This is a genomic window from Pseudomonas sp. 32_A (assembly GCF_017490905.1).
GTDB lineage: Bacteria > Pseudomonadota > Gammaproteobacteria > Pseudomonadales > Pseudomonadaceae > Aquipseudomonas > Aquipseudomonas inefficax.
The window spans coordinates 19,786-38,256 of the sequence record NZ_JAFGYI010000028.1 but is presented as its reverse complement, the minus strand read 5'-3'; the positions used below and the strand labels follow the sequence as shown (position 1 = coordinate 38,256).

Annotated in this window: 14 protein-coding genes; 7 read left to right on the top strand and 7 right to left on the bottom strand. The window is 64.2% G+C overall.

Annotated elements, in window-relative coordinates:
• The first annotated feature begins 68 nt into the window (after positions 1 to 68).
• Positions 69 to 2,486, top strand: coding sequence for a glucose/quinate/shikimate family membrane-bound PQQ-dependent dehydrogenase (locus J5M58_RS17485; RefSeq protein ID WP_207878887.1), 2,418 nt, complete (start codon positions 69 to 71; stop codon positions 2,484 to 2,486).
• A gap of 128 nt (positions 2,487 to 2,614) precedes the next feature.
• Entirely contained in the window at positions 2,615 to 3,883 is a 1,269-nt protein-coding gene (locus J5M58_RS17480) for a carbohydrate porin (RefSeq protein ID WP_112252569.1), read from the top strand.
• Between the two features lie 119 nt (positions 3,884 to 4,002).
• Here the strand turns inward: J5M58_RS17480 and argE are convergent, their stop codons facing one another.
• Both argE and J5M58_RS17470 read right to left on the bottom strand, forming a co-directional pair.
• Positions 4,003 to 5,163: an acetylornithine deacetylase gene (gene argE, locus J5M58_RS17475; RefSeq protein WP_207878886.1), complete on the bottom strand. Its 1,161-nt coding sequence runs from the start codon at positions 5,161 to 5,163 to the stop codon at positions 4,003 to 4,005.
• Positions 5,156 to 5,833, bottom strand: a complete 678-nt coding sequence (locus J5M58_RS17470; RefSeq protein ID WP_207878884.1) for a DUF1028 domain-containing protein — start codon at positions 5,831 to 5,833, stop codon at positions 5,156 to 5,158. Before J5M58_RS17470 ends, argE begins: the two co-directional genes overlap by 8 nt.
• A gap of 302 nt (positions 5,834 to 6,135) precedes the next feature.
• Here J5M58_RS17470 and J5M58_RS17465 point away from each other — a divergent pair, with 302 nt between their 5' ends.
• Both J5M58_RS17465 and J5M58_RS17460 read left to right on the top strand, forming a co-directional pair.
• Positions 6,136 to 7,455 carry an NAD(P)/FAD-dependent oxidoreductase gene (locus J5M58_RS17465; protein WP_112252572.1) on the top strand — a complete coding sequence of 440 codons (1,320 nt, stop codon included), beginning with the start codon at positions 6,136 to 6,138 and terminating at the stop codon, positions 7,453 to 7,455.
• On the top strand, positions 7,455 to 7,871 hold the full coding sequence (locus J5M58_RS17460) for a RidA family protein (RefSeq protein WP_025338851.1): 417 nt from the start codon (positions 7,455 to 7,457) through the stop codon (positions 7,869 to 7,871). Before J5M58_RS17465 ends, J5M58_RS17460 begins: the two co-directional genes overlap by 1 nt.
• A gap of 171 nt (positions 7,872 to 8,042) precedes the next feature.
• Here the strand turns inward: J5M58_RS17460 and J5M58_RS17455 are convergent, their stop codons facing one another.
• The 4 genes from J5M58_RS17455 to pgm all read right to left on the bottom strand — a co-directional run bounded on the left by J5M58_RS17455 (position 8,043) and on the right by pgm (position 13,684).
• Positions 8,043 to 10,448 (bottom strand): TonB-dependent receptor, encoded by a 2,406-nt coding sequence (locus J5M58_RS17455; protein WP_207878882.1) that lies wholly within the window; start codon positions 10,446 to 10,448, stop codon positions 8,043 to 8,045.
• Between the two features lie 66 nt (positions 10,449 to 10,514).
• A complete protein-coding gene (locus J5M58_RS17450; protein ID WP_112252575.1) occupies positions 10,515 to 11,459 on the bottom strand; it encodes a FecR domain-containing protein in 945 nt (314 codons plus the stop codon).
• The gene (locus tag J5M58_RS17445; protein ID WP_112252576.1) at positions 11,459 to 11,968 is read right to left on the bottom strand and encodes a sigma-70 family RNA polymerase sigma factor; all 510 of its coding nucleotides are present in this window, start codon (positions 11,966 to 11,968) and stop codon (positions 11,459 to 11,461) included. Before J5M58_RS17445 ends, J5M58_RS17450 begins: the two co-directional genes overlap by 1 nt.
• Before the next feature lie 78 nt (positions 11,969 to 12,046).
• Complete coding sequence (pgm, locus tag J5M58_RS17440) at positions 12,047 to 13,684, bottom strand: phosphoglucomutase (alpha-D-glucose-1,6-bisphosphate-dependent) (protein WP_013972972.1); 1,638 nt, start codon at positions 13,682 to 13,684, stop codon at positions 12,047 to 12,049.
• Positions 13,685 to 14,006: 322 nt separating this feature from the next.
• On the opposite strand from pgm, the gene J5M58_RS17435 reads away from it, so the two are divergent.
• From J5M58_RS17435 to J5M58_RS17425, 3 genes are all read left to right on the top strand, one after another.
• The gene (locus J5M58_RS17435) at positions 14,007 to 14,654 is read left to right on the top strand and encodes a DUF1345 domain-containing protein (RefSeq protein WP_013972973.1); all 648 of its coding nucleotides are present in this window, start codon (positions 14,007 to 14,009) and stop codon (positions 14,652 to 14,654) included.
• A 121-nt stretch (positions 14,655 to 14,775) separates the two neighbouring features.
• Positions 14,776 to 15,633, top strand: coding sequence for an RHS repeat-associated core domain-containing protein (locus J5M58_RS17430; protein ID WP_243432390.1), 858 nt, complete (start codon positions 14,776 to 14,778; stop codon positions 15,631 to 15,633).
• A gap of 307 nt (positions 15,634 to 15,940) precedes the next feature.
• Positions 15,941 to 16,201 carry a DUF1652 domain-containing protein gene (locus tag J5M58_RS17425; protein WP_013972974.1) on the top strand — a complete coding sequence of 87 codons (261 nt, stop codon included), beginning with the start codon at positions 15,941 to 15,943 and terminating at the stop codon, positions 16,199 to 16,201.
• Here the strand turns inward: J5M58_RS17425 and J5M58_RS17420 are convergent.
• A complete protein-coding gene (locus J5M58_RS17420) occupies positions 16,198 to 18,288 on the bottom strand; it encodes a bifunctional diguanylate cyclase/phosphodiesterase (RefSeq protein WP_207878880.1) in 2,091 nt (696 codons plus the stop codon). The two genes, J5M58_RS17425 and J5M58_RS17420, sit on opposite strands and share 4 nt — an antisense overlap.
• Positions 18,289 to 18,471 lie beyond the last annotated feature (183 nt).

Genomic DNA, 18,471 nt, shown 5'->3' with positions numbered 1-18,471 from the left:
GTACCAACTTGTTAATTAGCAAGCTAAGCGATTACACTGCGCGCATTCCACCTGCTGAGATCCCTGGCATGAAAGAAACACCGCGCGCCTCTGGCGCCACAAACATCATCCTGGTCGGCCTGGGCGTGATCATCGCCCTGCTCGGCCTCCTCCTGGCTGCGGGCGGCGTCAAGCTGGCCGGCCTGGGCGGTTCCTGGTACTTCCTGGTCGGCGGCCTGGCCATGGCCATTGCCGGCGTCCTCATCGCTCGCCGCAAACCGGCTGGCGCCTGGCTGTACGCGGCGTTCCTGGTCGGCACTGCCATCTGGGCGCTGGTCGACGCTGGCCTGGTGTTCTGGCCGCTGTTCTCGCGCCTGTTCATGTTCGGCGCAATCGGCTTGGTGGTGGCGCTGGTCTACCCGCTGCTGGCCCGTGCCAATGGTGCCAGCGTCGGCCGCGGTGCCTATGGCATTGCCGGGGTGATGGCCGTGCTGCTGGCGATCGCCGCCGGCAACATGTTCGTCGCCCACCCAAGCGTCGCCCCCACCGGCAAAGGCCCGGGCATGACCCCGGTAGAGGCCGACAAGGCGCAGAAGGACTGGGCCCATTATGGCAACACCGAAGGTGGCAGCCGCTTCGCTGCGCTGGACCAGATCAACCGCGACAACGTCAACAAGCTGAAGGTAGCCTGGACCTACCACACCGGTGACGTGGCGCTCAGCGACGGCAACGGTGCCGAAGACCAGCTGACCCCGCTGCAGGTCGGCAACAAGGTGTTCATCTGCACCCCGCACAACAACCTGATCGCCCTCGATGCCGACACCGGCAAGGAGCTGTGGAAGAACGCGATCAACGCTCAGTCCAAGGTCTGGCAGCGTTGCCGTGGCATGGCCTACTTCGACGCCACTGCCGCCATCGCCCAGCCCACCCAGCCGAACAGCTCGCCAATCACTGTCGCCAGCGTACCGGCCGGTGCCAACTGCCAGCGTCGCCTGCTGACCAATACCATCGATGGCCGCCTGATTGCCGTCGACGCCGACACCGGCGAGTTCTGCCAGGGCTTCGGCAACAATGGCCAGGTTGACCTCAAGGCCGGCCTGGGCGATGTGCCGGACTCCTACTACCAGCTTTCCTCGGCCCCACTGATGGCCGGTACCACCGTGGTGGTCGGCGGCCGCGTCGCCGACAACGTTCAGACCGACATGCCAGGCGGCGTGATCCGTGGTTTCGACGTGATCTCGGGTGAAATGCGCTGGGCCTTCGACCCCGGCAACCCGGAAGATCGCCAGGCGCCGCAGGGCGACAGCACCTACGTGCGCAGCACCCCCAACAGCTGGGCCCCGATGTCCTACGACCCGGCGATGAATACCGTGTTCCTGCCGATGGGCTCGTCGTCCACCGACATCTACGGTGTCGAACGCAGCAAGCTGGACCATACCTATGGCGCTTCGGTACTGGCCCTGGACGCCACCACCGGCAACCAGAAGTGGGTGTTCCAGACCGTGCACAACGACCTTTGGGACTTCGACCTGCCGATGCAGCCGAGCCTGATCGATTTCACCAAGGACGACGGCCAGTCGGTACCTGCAGTGGTAATCGGCACCAAGGCCGGGCAGATCTACGTGCTCGACCGCGCCACCGGCAAGCCGCTGACCCAGGTCGACGAAGTACCTGTCAAGCCAAGCAACATCCCCAACGAGCCGTACTCGCCCACCCAGCCGAAGTCGGTGGGCATGCCGCAGATCGGCGCGCAGACCCTGACCGAATCGGACATGTGGGGCGCAACCCCGTACGACCAGCTGCTGTGCCGCATCGACTTCAAGAAAATGCGCTACGACGGCCTGTACACCGCGCCGGGCACCGACCTGTCGCTGAGCTTCCCGGGTTCGTTGGGTGGCATGAACTGGGGCAGCATTTCCACCGACCCGGTACATGGTTTCATCTTCGTCAACGACATGCGCCTGGGCCTGTGGATCCAGATGATCCCGTCGCAAAACAAGGGCGGTGCCGCTTCCGGTGGCGAAGCATTGAACACCGGCATGGGCGCAGTACCGCTCAAGGGCACCCCGTATGCGGTGAACAAGAACCGCTTCCTGTCGGTGGCCGGCATTCCGTGCCAGGCGCCCCCCTTCGGCACCCTGACCGCCATCGACATGAAGACTCGCCAGGTGGCGTGGCAGGTACCGGTGGGTACCGTCGAGGACACAGGCCCGCTCGGCATCCGCATGCACCTGCCGATCAAGATCGGCCTGCCGACCCTCGGCGGCACCCTGTCGACCCAGGGTGGCCTGGTGTTCATCGCCGGCACCCAGGACTTCTACCTGCGCGCCTACGACAGCAGCAACGGCAAGGAAATCTGGAAAGCTCGCCTGCCAGTGGGCAGCCAGGGCGGCCCGATGACCTACGTCTCGCCGAAAACCGGCAAGCAGTACGTGGTGGTCACGGCTGGCGGCGCGCGCCAGTCGACTGACCGTGGCGACTACGTGATTTCTTACGCCTTGCCGTAACACCGCGTCGCCCCCTTCGCGGGTAAACCCGCTCCCACAGGAACTGCACGGTTTGCAAGGGCAGTGAAAATCCTGTGGGAGCGGGTTCACCCGCGAAGAGGCCTTAGAAGACAACCCGAGATTCAGCAATGCCATCCGCAATTCGCATCACCCCCACCCTGTTGCTGGCCCTCGCCAGCAGCACCGCCCTGGCCGACGGCGACCTGATGACCCGCAGCACCCTGACCGGTGACTGGGGCGGCCTGCGTCACCAGCTGGAAGAAGACGGCGTCAGGTTCACCGGCGACTACAGCGGCGAAACCGCCTACAACGCCCACGGTGGCCTGCACCGCTCGGCGCGCTACTCGCAAAACCTGAAACTGGGCGTGCAGTTCGACCTGTCGAAACTGTATGGCCTGGACAACGGCGGCAAGGTCCAGCTGACCATCAACGACCGCCGCGGCAACAGCGCCTCGGAAGACCTGGTGGGCAACCGCCTGCCGATCCAGGAAAACTTTGGCGGCCTGTACACCCGCCTGACGGAGCTGAGCTACGAGCGCACCCTGTTCACCCCGGCACTCAACGTCAAGCTCGGCTACATGGCCATGGGCAACGACCTCGGTGGCCTGGACAGTGGCATCCTGTGCAACTTCATGAACGCCGGCTTCTGCGGTCACCCGCTGAACATGTCTGGTGGCAGTGGCTGGACCAATTACCCCAATGCCCACCTGGGCGTGCGGGTGAAGTATGACCTGTCACCGTCCTGGCAACTGCGTGTGGCGGCGTTCAACGTCGACCCGGAAAGCAACGGCAACTCCAGCCGCGCCTGGCACCTGGGCCCCAAGCACACCACCGGCACCGTGGTACCGGTAGAGCTGGTCTACAAGCTGCAGGGCGAGCTGCCTGGCGAGTACAAACTGGGCTACTACTACGACAGCTCCGACGTGAAGCGCATCGGCAGCGACGAGGAAGTGTCCGGCCGTGGCGGCCACTACCTGCTGGTCGACCAGGCGGTGTGGAACGACCAGGGCTTGCCGGGCCGCAGCCTGCATGCCTTCGGCCAGTACTCGGCGTCGAGCAAGGCCGCATCGCCATTCACCAAGTGGTATGGCGCCGGCGTGGTGCTGTACAAGCCGTTCGCAGGCCGCCCGAAGGATACTGTGGCCCTGGGCTATGGCCGTGCCGTACCCAACCCGCGTAGCCGCGACGTGCTGGAAGATGCCGCGTTCGATGCCGGGCAGCAGTTCCCCGATATCGACAGCGCCGAGCAGCTGGTCGAGCTGAGCTATGGCTACCAGGCCACACCGTGGCTGAACCTGCGCCCGGATGTGCAGTACATCATCGAGCCGGGCGCGTTCTCCGGGAAGGACATCGACAACGCGCTGGTGGTTGGCCTGCAGGTCAAGGCTACCTTCTGAATACCCGGGGCCGCGCTGCGGCCCATTCGCGGGTGAACCCGCTCCCACAGGTACTGCACAGCCCTTGAGACTGACGAGATCCTGTGGGAGCGGGTTTACCCGCGAAGAGGCCAGCGCAATCAACCCTGCCTGAGGTAATCCACCAGCCTCAGCAACATGGCATCACACCCCCGCAACTGCTCGACACTGACGAACTCATCCGGCTTGTGCCCCTGGTCCATGCTCCCAGGCCCGCACACCACAGTCGGGATGCCCGCCTGGTCGAACAGCCCTCCTTCGGTACCAAACGCCACCGTACCGAACTCATCCGAACCACTGAGCAACGCCACCAGGCGAGCCGCCTCGCTATCCGCTGGCGTGGCCAGCCCCGGATACGCACTCAACGGCTGCAGGCGAATGGCGCTGGCCGCATTGACCTTGCGCATGCGCGGCAGCAATTCGGCCTCGGCATAGGTCTGCAACTGATCGGCCACTGCCTGCGCCTCGAACCCCGGCAAGGCCCGCACTTCGAAATCGAATTCGCATTCCGCCGGCACGATGTTCAGCGCACTGCCCCCCTTGATCACACCGGTCTGCACAGTGGAGAACGGTGGGTCGAAGCGCGCGTCGTGATGCTCCGGCAACGCCAGGGCATCACCGATATCACCCAGCTTGCCGATCAGCTTCGCCGCATACTCGATGGCATTCACCCCATACGGCGCGTACGCCGAGTGGCAGGCCGCGCCATGCACCTGGCAACGCATCGCCAGCTTGCCCTTGTGCCCCAGCACCGGCTTGAGTTCGGTAGGTTCCCCAATCAGGCACAGCCGTGGCTTGTGTGCACGCTGCTCCAGCGCGGCCAGCATCGAGCGCACCCCCAGGCAGCCGACTTCCTCGTCATAGGAGAACGCCAGGTGCACCGGCATGCGCAACGGCTGGGCGAGGAACGCGGGCACAGTCGCCAGCACCGATGCGATGAAGCCCTTCATGTCAGCCGTGCCACGGCCATACAGGCGCCCGTCGCGTTCACTCAGGGCAAACGGCTCGACTGTCCAGGCCTGGCCGTCCACCGGCACCACATCGGTATGCCCGGACAGCACCACGCCGCCAACGCCCTGCGGGCCGATGGTGGCGAACAGGTTGGCCTTGGTGCCTTCCGGGTTATGGAACAGTTCGCTTTCCACCCCCAGCTCGGCCAGGTAGTCGCGGATGAAGCTGATCAGTTCGAGGTTGGAATCCCGGCTGACCGTGGCAAAGCCGATCAGCCTGGCCAGCAGCGCGCGACTGGCAGATTCACTCATCGCCCGGCACCCCGTAGCTTGGCGCGGCAGTCGGGTTGAGGGCGCGGGTAACGTAATCCTGCATCTGCGGCCGATACGCCTGCCACAGGCCGTCGAGTACAGCGATCGGGTCAGCCTCGGCCCAGTCCACACGCAGGTCCACTAGCGGCCAGGTCAGCTCGCCGGCGATCTTCAACGCCGCCGAATGCACCGGCCCGGCCTCGCCGCCTGCGGCCATCGCCGCGTGCATGGCGGCCAGCAGGCGGTCGGCCAGATGCCCGCCGGCTTGCTCAAAGGCCTGCACCATCGCCTCGATCACCTGGGTCGAAGCCAACAGGTTGCCTGCCGCCGCGCATTGCTCACCGGCGAGGGCGCAGTGCGTGCCCAAGGCTTCCTTGCCGGTGAACAGCGCCACCTGGCCACGGCTGTCGATCACCGTGACCTGGCGGTACTCGTTCCAGCCATTGGCGCTCAGCACCCGGTCCAGCGCAGCGGCAGGCGGCAACTGGCCCTGTTCCAGGGCATCGAGAATCTGCGGGCCCAGTGCAGGCAGAGTGATGTTCTGGGTGGCGACCGCGCCCACACCGGCCCGCACCCACGGGCAGCGGGCGCCCACGGCGATGCTCGAAGAGCTGATGGCGATACCGACCTGGCCGGTTTCCTGGCAACGACCGATGATGGAAAAAGTCATGTCATGGTTCCTGTTGTGCTGTGCGATACACGGCATTCTGGGATGACCTTGCGGCAGGCGAAACGACCTTTTTCCGAGGGTTTGCAGAGGAAAAAACTATGACCACGAAACGTTCGGAAAAAACCCGGAAAAGCTGCTGCGGGAACCGCTGCAGGCGGCAGGAATCAAGGCCTTCGCCGTTTTATCGGCAAGCCCCAGCTAAATACTATTTTCGCCATTTCCACGGCATCCCTAGTCTGGCCCCAGGCAACGGCGGTCCTCCAAACCGACCTGACAAAAACCGCCTGAACAAGGGCTCGGACATGACACTGAACAACCTCGAAATCGACACCCTCGTCGTCGGCGCCGGCCAGGCCGGCGTGGCCATGAGCGAACACCTGAGCAAGCTTGGCGTGCCGCACCTGGTGCTGGAGCGCAAGCGTATCGCCGAGGCCTGGCGCACCGGCCGCTGGGACTCGCTGGTGGCCAACGGCCCGGCCTGGCACGACCGCTTCCCGGGGCTGGAATTCGACCTCGACGCCGACGCCTTCGCCGGCAAGGACCAGGTGGCCGACTACTTCGAGCAGTACGTACGCAAGTACAACCTGCCCGTACGCACCGGCATCGAAGTGAAGAAAGTGCTGCGCAACAGCGACCGCCCCGGTTTCACCATCGAAACCAATGAAGGCGTGATTCGCGCCAACCGCGTGGTCGCCGCCACCGGCCCGTTCCAGAAGCCGGTGATCCCGGCCATCGCGCCGAAAGACAGCAACCTGCACCAGATCCACTCTGCCGCCTATTACAACCCCGAGCAGTTGCCAGAAGGCGCTGTACTGGTGGTCGGTGCCGGCTCCTCCGGGGTGCAGATCGCCGAAGAACTGATGCGTGCCGGGCGTCAGGTGTACCTCTCGGTCGGCGCCCACGATCGCCCGCCTCGCGCTTACCGCAACCGCGACTTCTGCTGGTGGCTGGGCGTGCTGGGTGAGTGGGATGCGGAAATCGCCAAGCCTGGCCGCGAGCACGTGACCATTGCCGTCAGTGGCGCCCGTGGCGGCCACACCGTGGACTTCCGCGCCCTCGCCCACCAGGGCATGACCCTGGTCGGCCTGACCCAGTCGTTCGAGAACGGCGTGGCGCGCTTCCAGGACAACCTGGTCGAGAACATCAACCGCGGCGATGACAACTACCTGGCCCTGCTGGATGCCGCCGATGCCTACATCGAACGCAACGGCCTGGACCTGCCGGAAGAGCCCGAAGCCCGCAAGCGCCTGGCCGACCCTGAGTGCATGCGCAACCCGCTACAGCAACTGGACCTGGCCAAGGCCGGCGTCACCAGCATCATCTGGGCTACCGGTTACGGTGTCGACTTCAGCTGGCTGCAGGTAGACACCTTCGACGCCAACGGCAAGCCCCAGCACCAACGCGGTGTAGCCCGCGAGCCGGGTGTGTACTTCCTTGGCCTGCCGTGGCTGTCGCGCCGTGGCTCGTCGTTCATCTGGGGCGTGTGGCACGACGCCAAGCACGTCGCCGGCCATATCGCCACGCAACGCACCTATACCGCCTACCGCGACCGCGAACAACGCGCAGCGGATGAGCAGCAGCAACCCAAGATCAGCAACGTCAGCACCCTCGGAGCCCACTGATGCCTACCCATACTCGCATCCGCATGTTCAACACCAAGGTCACCTACCCTAACCAGACCCTGGACAACGACCTGTGCCAGGCGGTGCGCGCCGGCAACACCATCTACGTGCGCGGCCAGGTCGGTACTGACTTCGAAGGCAACCTGGTGGGCCTGGGTGACCCACGGGCGCAGGCCGAGCAGGCGATGAAGAACGTCAAGCAACTGCTCGAAGAGGCCGGCTCGGACCTGTCGCACATCGTCAAGACCACCACCTACATCACCGACCCGCGTTTCCGCGAGCCGGTGTACAAGGAGGTAGGCAAGTGGCTCAAGGGGGTGTTCCCGATTTCCACCGGGCTGGTGGTGGCCGGGTTGGCCCAGGCCGAGTGGCTGATGGAAATCGACGTGATCGCCGTGGTGCCTGATTCGGTCTGACCCGGTAAGTTGCATGAACAGGGCACCCTGTAGCAGCGGCCTTGTGTCGCGAAAGGGCCGCAACGCGGCCCCAGGATTGATGCGCAGCAGTTGAAATTGCTGGGGCTGCTTTGCAGCCCTTTCGCGACACAAGGCGGCTCCTACAGGGAACGCGCCAACTTTTAAAATGGGCTAGAAACCCACTGTGGCCGACAGCAGGTAGGTACGCGGCGTAGACAGCGTCAGCCCCGGCTCGCTGTCATCCGAGGCCCCGGCCGAACTCCAGTAGCGGTCGTCCAGCACGTTCTCGACACTGGCACGCAAGGTAACCTGGGTGGCATCCACTTTGAACGCATAACGCGCCCCCACATCGTAACGCTCCCAACCGTCGATCTGCTTGCTGTTGTTCTGGTCCAGGTACTGCGAGCTCGAGTGGATGCCTCGCGCCGTCAGGGTCAGGCCGTTCACTCCAGGCACGTCCCATTCCGCGCCGAGGTTGACGTTGTACTCGGGCGTGGCCGGCGCGCGGTTGCCATCGTAGGCACCACCGATGGTGTCGGTCAGTTCACTGTCGATGTACATCACCCCGCCCAGCACGCGCACGCCTTGCACGGGTTCGCCGAACACGCTCAGTTCGATACCGCGGTTGTCGCGCTTGCCATTGAGGCCGAACACCCGCGATGTGGGGTTGGTTTCGTAGGCGGGCTGGCGGATGCGGAAGGCACTGGCAGTGAAGGCAACCTGACCCAGGTCGTACTTGGCCCCCACCTCGACCTGGCGGCTGGTGAACGGCGGGAAGATCTGGTCTTCGTTGACCGATGTCGACGGCGCGATCTTGCCCTGGCTCAGGCCCTCCATGTAGTTGGCATACAACGACAGCTGGTCGCTGACCTTGAGCAGCACGCCGCCCGAAGGCGACACCTTCTCTTCATCGTAGGCGGTATCGCCCTTGATACCGTCGCTCCAGTCATCCACCTGCACCCGCTGCCAGCGCGCCCCCAGGGTCAGCAACAGGCGGTCGTCGAAGAAACCCAGGGTGTCGGCCACGGCCACGCCGGAAAAGCGGTTTTCCGTGTACACCTCGGGGTCCATGCGGGTTGGCGTGCCAGGTATCGGCGTGGCTATCGGATGGTAGAGGTTGCTGGGCGCCGAGGCATAGCGGGCGCCGCCGTTGGTGAAGTCCATGTAGAAGTAGCTGGCGGCCAGGTTAAGCTCGTGGCTGACCGGCCCGGTATGGAACCAGTTGCGCACGCCGGCCATGGCGGTACGCACGGTTTCATCCCGGGTGAAGTCGCGCGGCTGCACGGTGAAGTCGCCGGCATCGTTGCTGATGGACACGTTGTGGCGCAGGAAGTCATGGTTGCTCTTGCGCGCACCGACCGCGCCATATGCCAGCAGCGACTCGCTGATATCGTACTCGGCATGCAGCGCGCCGAAGGTGTCGTTGGTACGCGCCTTGCTCCAGGCCTGGGCGTAGTTGTGGCGCACGTCGCTGGCATCCGGCACCTTGGCATTGGCACCAACCAGCACCCGCTCCTGCGGTGCATCGGTGTCGCGCTCGGTATGGCCCAGGTCTGCCGAAAGCCGCAGGCGCTCGCCACGAAAATCCAGGCCCAGCACCGCCATTTCGCGCTCGACACGCTGGTGATCCCATTCGGTGTCGCCCGCCTGTTTCACGCCGTTGAAGCGCACGCCGAACTGCTGGCCTTCGCCAAAGCGCCGGCCAACGTCCACCGCGCCGCCTGCCTGGCCAGCAGAGGCATAGCTACCGGTAAACTCGGTTAGCGGCTGGTCACCGGCCCGCTTGGGCTGCACATTGATGCCGCCGCCGACACTGCCTCGCGGCGAGATGCCGTTGATCAACTGGCTGGGGCCTTTGATGATGTCGACCCGGTCGGCCATTTCCATGTCGATCGAGTAGGTCGGCAGGATGCCGTACAGGCCGTTGTAGGCCACATCGCTGTTGAACAGGCTGAAGCCGCGAATGGTGAACTGCTCGAAGCGCCCACCCGCCGGGTTGGTGGCGCGCACCGAGGGGTCGCTGGCGATCAGTTCGCCCAAGGTCCGCGCCTGCTGGTTCTTCACCAGTTCGCTGGTGTAGCTGGTGATGCTGAACGGGGTTTCCATGAAGTCACGCGTGCCCAGCAGGCCCTGTGAACCCTGACGTGCCACCTGGCCACCGGCATAAGGTTGCGTTTCGTTGCCTGCGGCCAGGCCACCGACAATGCTGGTCGGGGCGATTTCCAGCGCACCACTCGCCTGGGGGGCCGGCATCAACGTGAAAGCGCCCTCGCCCACCGGCAACAACTGCAAGCCGCTGCCGCGCAGCAACTGGGTGAAGCCTTCGCCGACACTGTAGCTGCCGGACAGGCCATTGCTCTGCCGGCCGTTGACCAGCGCCGGGTCCAGCGACAGGCTGACCCCGGCCTGGTCGGCAAACTGGGTGAGTGCCGCACCCAGGCTTGTGGCGGGCACCTGATAGCTGCGCCGGGCGGGTTCGTCGGCCCAGGCCGGTGCACACAACAGCAGGCTCATGGCGAACAACGGATGTGCCGCACGCACCAGTGGGCGCAGGCGGCAGGACATGACAACTGGCATTGAACAGGGCTCCCCTTTGTTTGCTCCTACCGGTAATGACCGGTGAGTGGAGAAAAGGGGACAGCCTCATGCACGATTTTCTCGCGCGGCCAGGCTCACCCAGTAACGCGTGCGTGTGTGCACCTGCAACGGCAGGCTGGCGGCGAGCAAGGCCAGCACCCGGTCGGTGTCATCGAGGCGGAACGTACCGGTCACGCGCAGGGCCTCCAGTTCGGGCGCCCAGCGCAGCACGCCGGGGCGGTACCTGCGCAGCTCGTGCAGCAGCTCGCCCAAGGGGCGATCCTCCAGCCGCAGTACCCCTTCGCGCCAGCCCAGCAGCCATGCGTCCAGGCCGGTGACAGGGCCAACCCCAGCCACTTGCAGGCTGGCCTGCTGCCCGGCCTGCAGCAGCAGCGCCGGGCCTTGCCGCGGCTGCAGGTTGGCCGTGCCCTTGAGCACCGATACCCGGCAAGCCTGATCGACCAGGCGCAGGCACACCTCACCGGCATCCAGCGCGACCTGGCCATACGGCACCTGCAACGTCAGGCTCAGGTTGCCGGGCAACCTGACCGCCACTTCGCCACGCAGCAATGTCAGGCGACGGGCACCCAGGTCGATATCCACCGCACTGTCGCTGTTCAACTGCACGAATGTGCCATCGCTCAGCGGCACTTGTCGGCGCTCCCCGACCGCCGTATGCATGTCGGCAGTCCAGGCTTCCAACGGCAGCTCGCGGCTTGCCAGCCAGGCCGCCGGCAACAATGCCGCCACGCCCAGGGCCTGCTTGAGCAGCGCCCGGCGGCCGGCATCCGGGCGGTCCAGGGTGGCCATGGCCACTGCGCCGGGTAGTGCGGAAAAGCGCTGGCGCAACAGCAGTGCCTTTTGCCAGGCGTGTTCGTGCAAGGTGCTGCTGGTACGCCATTGTTCCAGGCGCTGCAGGTCACTCGCGCTGGCAGCGCCAGAGTCCACCAGCGCCAGCCAGCGGGCGGCGGCCCGCAGTGCCTCGCGGATTTCGGGGGAATGGGTGGTCATTACAGTTCGGCCAGCAGGCAATGCTCGTAGGCCTGCGCCATGTAGCGTTTGACCGAGCGCTCGCAAACGCCCAGGCGCTTGCCGATCTCGGCATAGCCCAGGCCCTCCAGCTGGCTCCAGAGAAAGGCCTTGCGTACCGGTGCCTTGAGGCCGTCGAGCAACTCGTCGAGGGCTTGCAGGGTTTCCAGCAGCAGCCAACGCTGCTCTGGCGAGGGCACATGCTGCTCGGGCAACTGCGCCAGTGCATCGAGGTAGGCTTGTTCCAGGCTGCGCCGCTGGTGAAAGTTGCTCAGCAGGCGCTTGCCCACGGTCAGCAGGTAGGCACGCGGTTCGCGAATTTCTGCCAGCGGCTGCGCGCTGGCCAGGATACGCAGGAAGGTATCCTGGCTGAGGTCGGCGGCATCCCAGGCATTGCCCATGCGCCGCCGCAGCCAGGTTTCCAGCCAGCCGCGATGGGCCCGGTACAGGGCAGGCAGGCTATGCTCCGGTGGCGGCGCGGCGTCGATCATGGGAAAGGCCCTGCGGTGGTGTAAATAAGATTAATTCTAATTTACACCACGCCGCAGAACCAAGCGGTTTGTTACCTGTCAGGCAATCGCCGCATCCACCAGCACCTGCGCTTCCTGCACCAGGCGCTGCAGGTGCGCCTCGTCGATGAAGCTTTCGGCGTAGATCTTGTAGATATCCTCGGTGCCCGAAGGGCGCGCGGCGAACCAGCCATTGGCGGTCATCACCTTCAGCCCGCCGATCGCCTGGCCGTTGCCCGGTGCATGGCTGAGGATCTGCACGATCGGCTCACCCGCCAGCTCGGTCGACTTCACCTGCTCCGGCGCCAGCTTGCTCAGCAAAGCCTTCTGCCGGGCATCGGCCTTGGCTTCGACACGGGTGGCGAACGGCTTGCCCAGCGCCTCGGTCAGGTCGGCGTAGGCCTGGCTCGGGTTGCGCCCGGTGCGGGCGGTCATCTCGGCAGCCAGCAAGGCCGGGATCAGCCCGTCCTTGTCGGTGGCCCAGACCGAGCCATCGCGGCGCAGGAACGAAGCCCCCGCACTTTCCTCGCCACCAAAGCCCAGCGTGCCGTCGAACAGGCCCTGGGCGAAGAACTTGAAGCCCACCGGTACTTCGTACAGTTCACGGCCCAGGCGCTGGGTGACGCGGTCGATCAGGCCGCTGGACACCACGGTCTTGCCGACGGCGGCATCGCTGCGCCATTGCGGGCGGTGGCGGTACAGGTAGTCGATGGCCACGGCCAGGTAGTTGTTCGGCTGCAGCAGGCCATCGGGGGTGACGATGCCATGGCGATCGTGGTCCGGGTCGCAGGCGAAGGCCACGTCAAAGCGTTCGCGCAGGCCGATCAGGCCCTGCATGGCATAGGGCGAGGAAGGGTCCATGCGGATCTGGCCGTCCCAGTCGACGGTCATGAAGCGGAAGGTCGGGTCGACCTCGGTGTTCACCACTTCCAGGTCCAGCTGGTAATGCTCGGCAATCGCCGACCAGTAGCGCACCCCTGCCCCGCCCAGCGGGTCGACGCCCAGGCGCAGCTTGGCAGCGCGGATGACGTCGAAGTCGATGACGTTTTCCAGGTCGGCCACGTAGTTGCTCACGTAGTCGTGACGCTGGGTGGTGGATGCCTGCAGCGCCTGGGCATGGTCCATGCGCTTGACGCCCGCCAGGTCAGCAGCCAGCAGTTCGTTGGCCTTGGCCTCGATCCACTTGGTCACGTCGCTGTCGGCCGGGCCGCCATTGGGCGGGTTGTACTTGAAGCCACCGCTTTGCGGCGGGTTGTGCGACGGGGTGATGACGATGCCGTCGGCCAGGCCCTGCTCGCGGCCACGGTTATGGCAGAGGATGGCATGGGAAACCGCTGGTGTTGGCGTGTATTCGTCGTCCTTGGACAGCATTACCTGCACGCCATTGGCAGCCAGCACTTCCAGGGCGCTGGCGGTAGCCGGTGCCGACAGTGCGTGGGTGTCGGCGCCGATGAACAGCGGGCCATCGATGCCCTTCTCCTGGCGATACAGGCAGATGGCCTGGGTAATGGCCAGGACGTGGTACTCGTTGAAGCTCAATTCAAGCGAAGTGCCACGGTGCCCCGAGGTGCCGAAGGCCACCCGCTGGGCCGCCACGGCAGCGTCGGGGCGGCCGGTGTAGTAGGCGGTGAGCAGTCGGGGAATATCGACCAGCACGCTGGCCGGAGCCGGCTTGCCTGCCAAAGGACTGAGCGTCATGCAGTAACCTCGAGTTCAACGGATGTTGGTGTTGGAGCGTGCAGTGTACTGAGAGTTGCAATGCCGCGCGATGGGCGGCGGCAAAGAATCAGTGAGCACACCGCATACCCTGTGGGAGCGGCTTTAGCCGCGAAGAATCCAACGCGGTGCATGGCACCGGCTGCGCCGGTGTTCGCGGCTAAAGCCGCTCCCACAGGGTACTTGCCAGCCACCGCGGTGGCTGCTTCGCGGGCTCGCCCGCTCCCACAATGGACCCGAGCATGTCCATCATCTCTGTAATGACCGGCTAGAGTGGTAGCCATACCCCCGAAAACGAGGCCCCATGGCTTTCCACCGCCTGACCCACACCCACCCGCGCCTGAGCATCGCCACTGTGGTCGGCCTGCTCGGCGCCTGGCTGATCCCCGCCAGCGACAGCGTGCAGCACATCCTCGCCGGCTGGAATCTTGGCGTATGGCTGTACCTGCTGCTGGTGCTCTACCTGACCTTGAGCGCCAATGCGGAAAAGGTACGCAAGGTCGCCCGCGTCGAAGACGAAAACGCCGGCCTGGTCCTGCTCACCGTGTGCATCGCCGCCATCGCCAGCCTCGCCGCCGTCACCCTGCAACTGGTGTCCAGCCGTGGCCTGCAAGGCACGGCGCTGGTCGTGCACTACCTCTACACCGGCCTGACCGTGGCCGGCTCCTGGCTATTAATCGGCTGCATTTTCAGCCTGCACTACGCGCGGCTGTTCTATACCGGACAAAACCACGAACCGCCGCTGCGCTTCGCCGATGGCGAACGCAACCCCGATTACTGGGACTTCCACTATTTCTCGTTCACCATCAGCGTGGCGGTACAAACCTCCGACGTGGGCGTCGCTGGGCGGGGCCTACGGCGGGTGGTGCTGGCGCATTCGCTGGTGGGGTTCGTATTCAATACGGCGATCCTGGGGTTCACTATCAATATTGCAGCAGGACTTCTCGGCTGAGACCGGAGCGTTTACCTACCCGCCCCGAACACTGATATTTCTACCAGTAGACCCTAAGAGATAACCGAACTACATTCTTGCGAGTTACAAAATCCAAGTACTCGCATAGGGCCGTCCTACCATGCGTACCCATAATTTTTTCTATATGAAAGACACGCTTTGCAACGAAACAGGTACCACATCGAAACATTACCTGCGTGCACATGGGTTGGTCTTAGGTGAAAGTGGCTCCAACCTTGCCGCATTTCAACTGCTGCAATGTGATTTAGCGACGACTGTGTTGGGCCTCTCGACGACGCCCGCGAAATATAGATATACACCTTATGGTTTTCGAGAAACGAATGCCCAAATATCCGAACTTGGCCTTGCTGGTCAGCACCTGGACAAGCTCAGCGGATGCTACCCCTTGGGCAATGGGCATCGGTTCTATTCACCTGTGCTCAAGCGTTTCATTCGAGCGGATACACTGTCGCCATTTTCTGACGGCGGAATAAACGCCTATACCTATTGCCAGAACGACCCAATCAATCACCACGATCCCAGTGGACGACTGCGTCAGTGGCTAAGACGAAACGTATCAAGGTTGAATCGCTGGCTTTCCCCCGAAACACCGCCACCCTCCAGAAGAGGCTCTTTGAACACAGATACCATGCTGGAAATAGAGCCGAATGAACTTAGGGAAGTCACCGTCGGCTTGACACAGTGGCTAGCTAGTGATGTGGCAAATCATTTGAGACCTGTGAATAACGCTCTGAGAGTAATAAAAGACCAATGGAACAGGCTACCAGAACCGGTCCAGGAAGTGGTGACAGCCGCCGCGCTGATTGCCCTTGCTCCTCCAGTAGCTACAACTGCTCTGGCCGCAATAAGAACAAGCACGTTTTTACCTGTAACACCGGTTGGTTTCGTTAGAATTCTGGTTAACGGCCCGACCGATGTTGAAAGAGCCGCTCTGGGCTTGCGTCGAGATTCACTTTAAGCCCCGTTGACTGGTAAGGCAGCGTGAACCGCTTCGACCGCTCGTCCGAAAAGAGAGGGGATCGAATGTCGAGTACAGCGGTTCATTTCATCGGGCTGCATGCAGCTATCGACCGAGGAAAACGTTTGCCAGGTAGCCAGTCCCCAAAATACCAACCTGCAAAGGATGTGACCGCTGTCATGCATTAGCACATTTGTCGTATTTGCAGCCGAGAATACTCCGTGACAGGTGCTATGGTTACCTTCCCGGCGGCCGCATCGATGTGGCCACCCGCTCACCACGTCCAGGTACGGACAAGGAGGCTGGCATGAACAAGATGACGTTCCCCAACGCCTGCCAGGTGATGCGCTGGCATTTCCACCCGCTGGGCTTCGAAGCCAGCATGGATGCGCCACGCAGCATGGTCGCGCGGCTGTTCGACCGCGCCACCGGCGAAACCCTGCTGGCGATTGCCGGCATCCCCTGCTCGGCAATCATGGCCGCCGCCGACGTAGAGCGCATCATCGAGGCCGTCGAGGCGGAGATGGATACTTTCATGCCCGCCTTCACCCTGCGCGACGCGGTCTAGCCCGCTGCGGTACTTTCCTGGCGCATGGCCTGCAACTTGCCCATGAACTGCTCGGCCGGCACCGGCTGGCCCAGCAGGTAGCCTTGCAGCGAATCGCAGCCCAGGCGGGTCAGGAAGTCCTGCTGCCGGTCGGTCTCCACCCCTTCGGCGACGATGCGCAGGCCCAGCGCCTGACCCAGCGCCACGATTGCCGAAACGATCGCCGCATCGTCGCTATCCTGCTCCAGGTCGCGGACGAAACCGCGGTCGATCTTCAGTTCGTTGGCCGGCAGGCGCTTGAGGTACATCAGGCTGGAATAACCGGTGCCAAAGTCATCGATGGACAGGTCCACCCCCATGTCGGACAACCGCTGCAGCACCGTCAGGCTGGCATCGGCGTCGTGCATGGCGGTGGTTTCGGTAATTTCCAGGGTCAGGCAGTTGGCCGGCAGGCTGTTCTGCTGCAGGGCCCGGGCCACGCTCTCGACCAACCCGGCATGGCAGAACTGGATGGCCGACAGGTTCACCGCCATGCGCCAGCCGTGATGCCCTTGATCCAGCCACTGGCGCATCTGCCGGCAGGCCTCGATGAGCACCCATTCGCCAATGGGAATGATCAGGCCGGTCTTTTCTGCCAGGCCGATGAAACGGTCGGGCAGCAACAGGCCCTGCTGCGGGTGCTCCCAGCGCAACAACGCCTCGGCACCGATCGGTTGGCAATTCTGGGCGTCGAACTTGGGCTGGTAGTGCAGGCGGAACTGGCGCTGCTCCAGGGCCTGGCGCAGGTCCTGCAGTAACTGCAATTGCTGGCGGGCGTTGCTGTTCATCGACGCGTCGAAGAAGCTGTAGCCATTCTTGCCGGCGCTCTTGGCGTGGTACATGGCAGCGTCGGCATTGCGCAGCAGCTCGTGCTGGTCCAGGCCATTGCCCGGATACAGGACGATGCCCAGGCTCGCCGTCAGTTGCAGATCATGCTCGGCCACGCGGAACGGCCGTGACACCAGGTTGACCTGCTTGACCGCCACATCCATGGCATCGTTCGGCTCGCGCAACTGCACCAGCAGCACGAACTCGTCGCCGCCGATGCGCGCCAGGGTGTCCTGGCTGTGCAGGTGCCCGCGCAAACGCGCCGCCACGGCCTTGAGCAGCAAGTCGCCGACGTGGTGGCCAAAGGCATCGTTGACTGGCTTGAAGCCGTCCAGGTCGATGAACATCAGGGCAAAGCAGCCGCCCTGCTCCGCTACCTTGGCGATGGCCTGCTCGATGCGGTCGGCCAGCAGGGTACGGTTGGGCAGGTCGGTGAGGGTATCGTGCAGGGCCAGTTGGGTCAGTTCCTGGTTGGCCAGGGTCAGCGAGCGGGCCAGCTCGGCGGTGCGCGCCTCCAGGCGGGCGTCCAGCACCGAGGTGAGCAGAGCCACCGCCAATACCGCCAGGGTGGTGATCAACACCAGGTAGACCAGGCCGTCGCCTTGCAGGCCGCCCCCTGCCAGGGCACCACAGAAGCTGCCTTCGGGGAAGTTCGCCGCGGCCATGCCGGTGTAGTGCATGCCGACGATCGCAAAACCCATCACCACCGCCGCCAGGCCGCGAATCTGCCGCACATAGGGGGTATGCGCGCGCAGACGGAAGGCGATCCACAAGGCCGCTGCCGAGGCGCCCACGGCAATCAGCAGCGAAGCACCGAACAGCGTCGGGTCATAGTCGATGCCCGGCAGCATGCGCAGCGCGGCCATGCCGGTGTAGTGCATGCAGGCGATGCCGGCGCCCATGATCAGCGCGCCAAATGCCAGCTGCTGCCACGGCAGGCTCGGCTGGCTGACCAGCCACAAGGCAAAGCCCGAGGACAACACGGCAATCAGCAACGAGAACGCGGTCAGGGCAAGGTCATAGCCCAGTTCGATGGGCAGGCTGAAGGCGAGCATGCCGATGAAGTGCATCGACCACACGCCGATGCCCATGGCCAGCGCGCCACCCCCCATCCACAGGCAGGCAGCCCGGCCTTTGGCCGTGGCGATGCGGCCGGTCAGGTCAAGGGCGGTATAGGACGCCAGGATTGCCACGCACAGCGAAATCAACACCAGCGAAGAGGAGTAGCTACCGGTCAGCATTGGGAGTTCCAGCGACGGGACGGGAGGCCCGGAAAAAGCTGACGATTGTACTCAAGCTTAGGCGAAACGCACGGGGTTTTTGCGAATGGGAATGGATCCAAAGGGAAGACGCTATACGGCCTCGCAGAAATGCACTCTCTTTTGTGGGAGCGGCCTTGTGTCGCGAAAGGGCTGCGAAGCAGC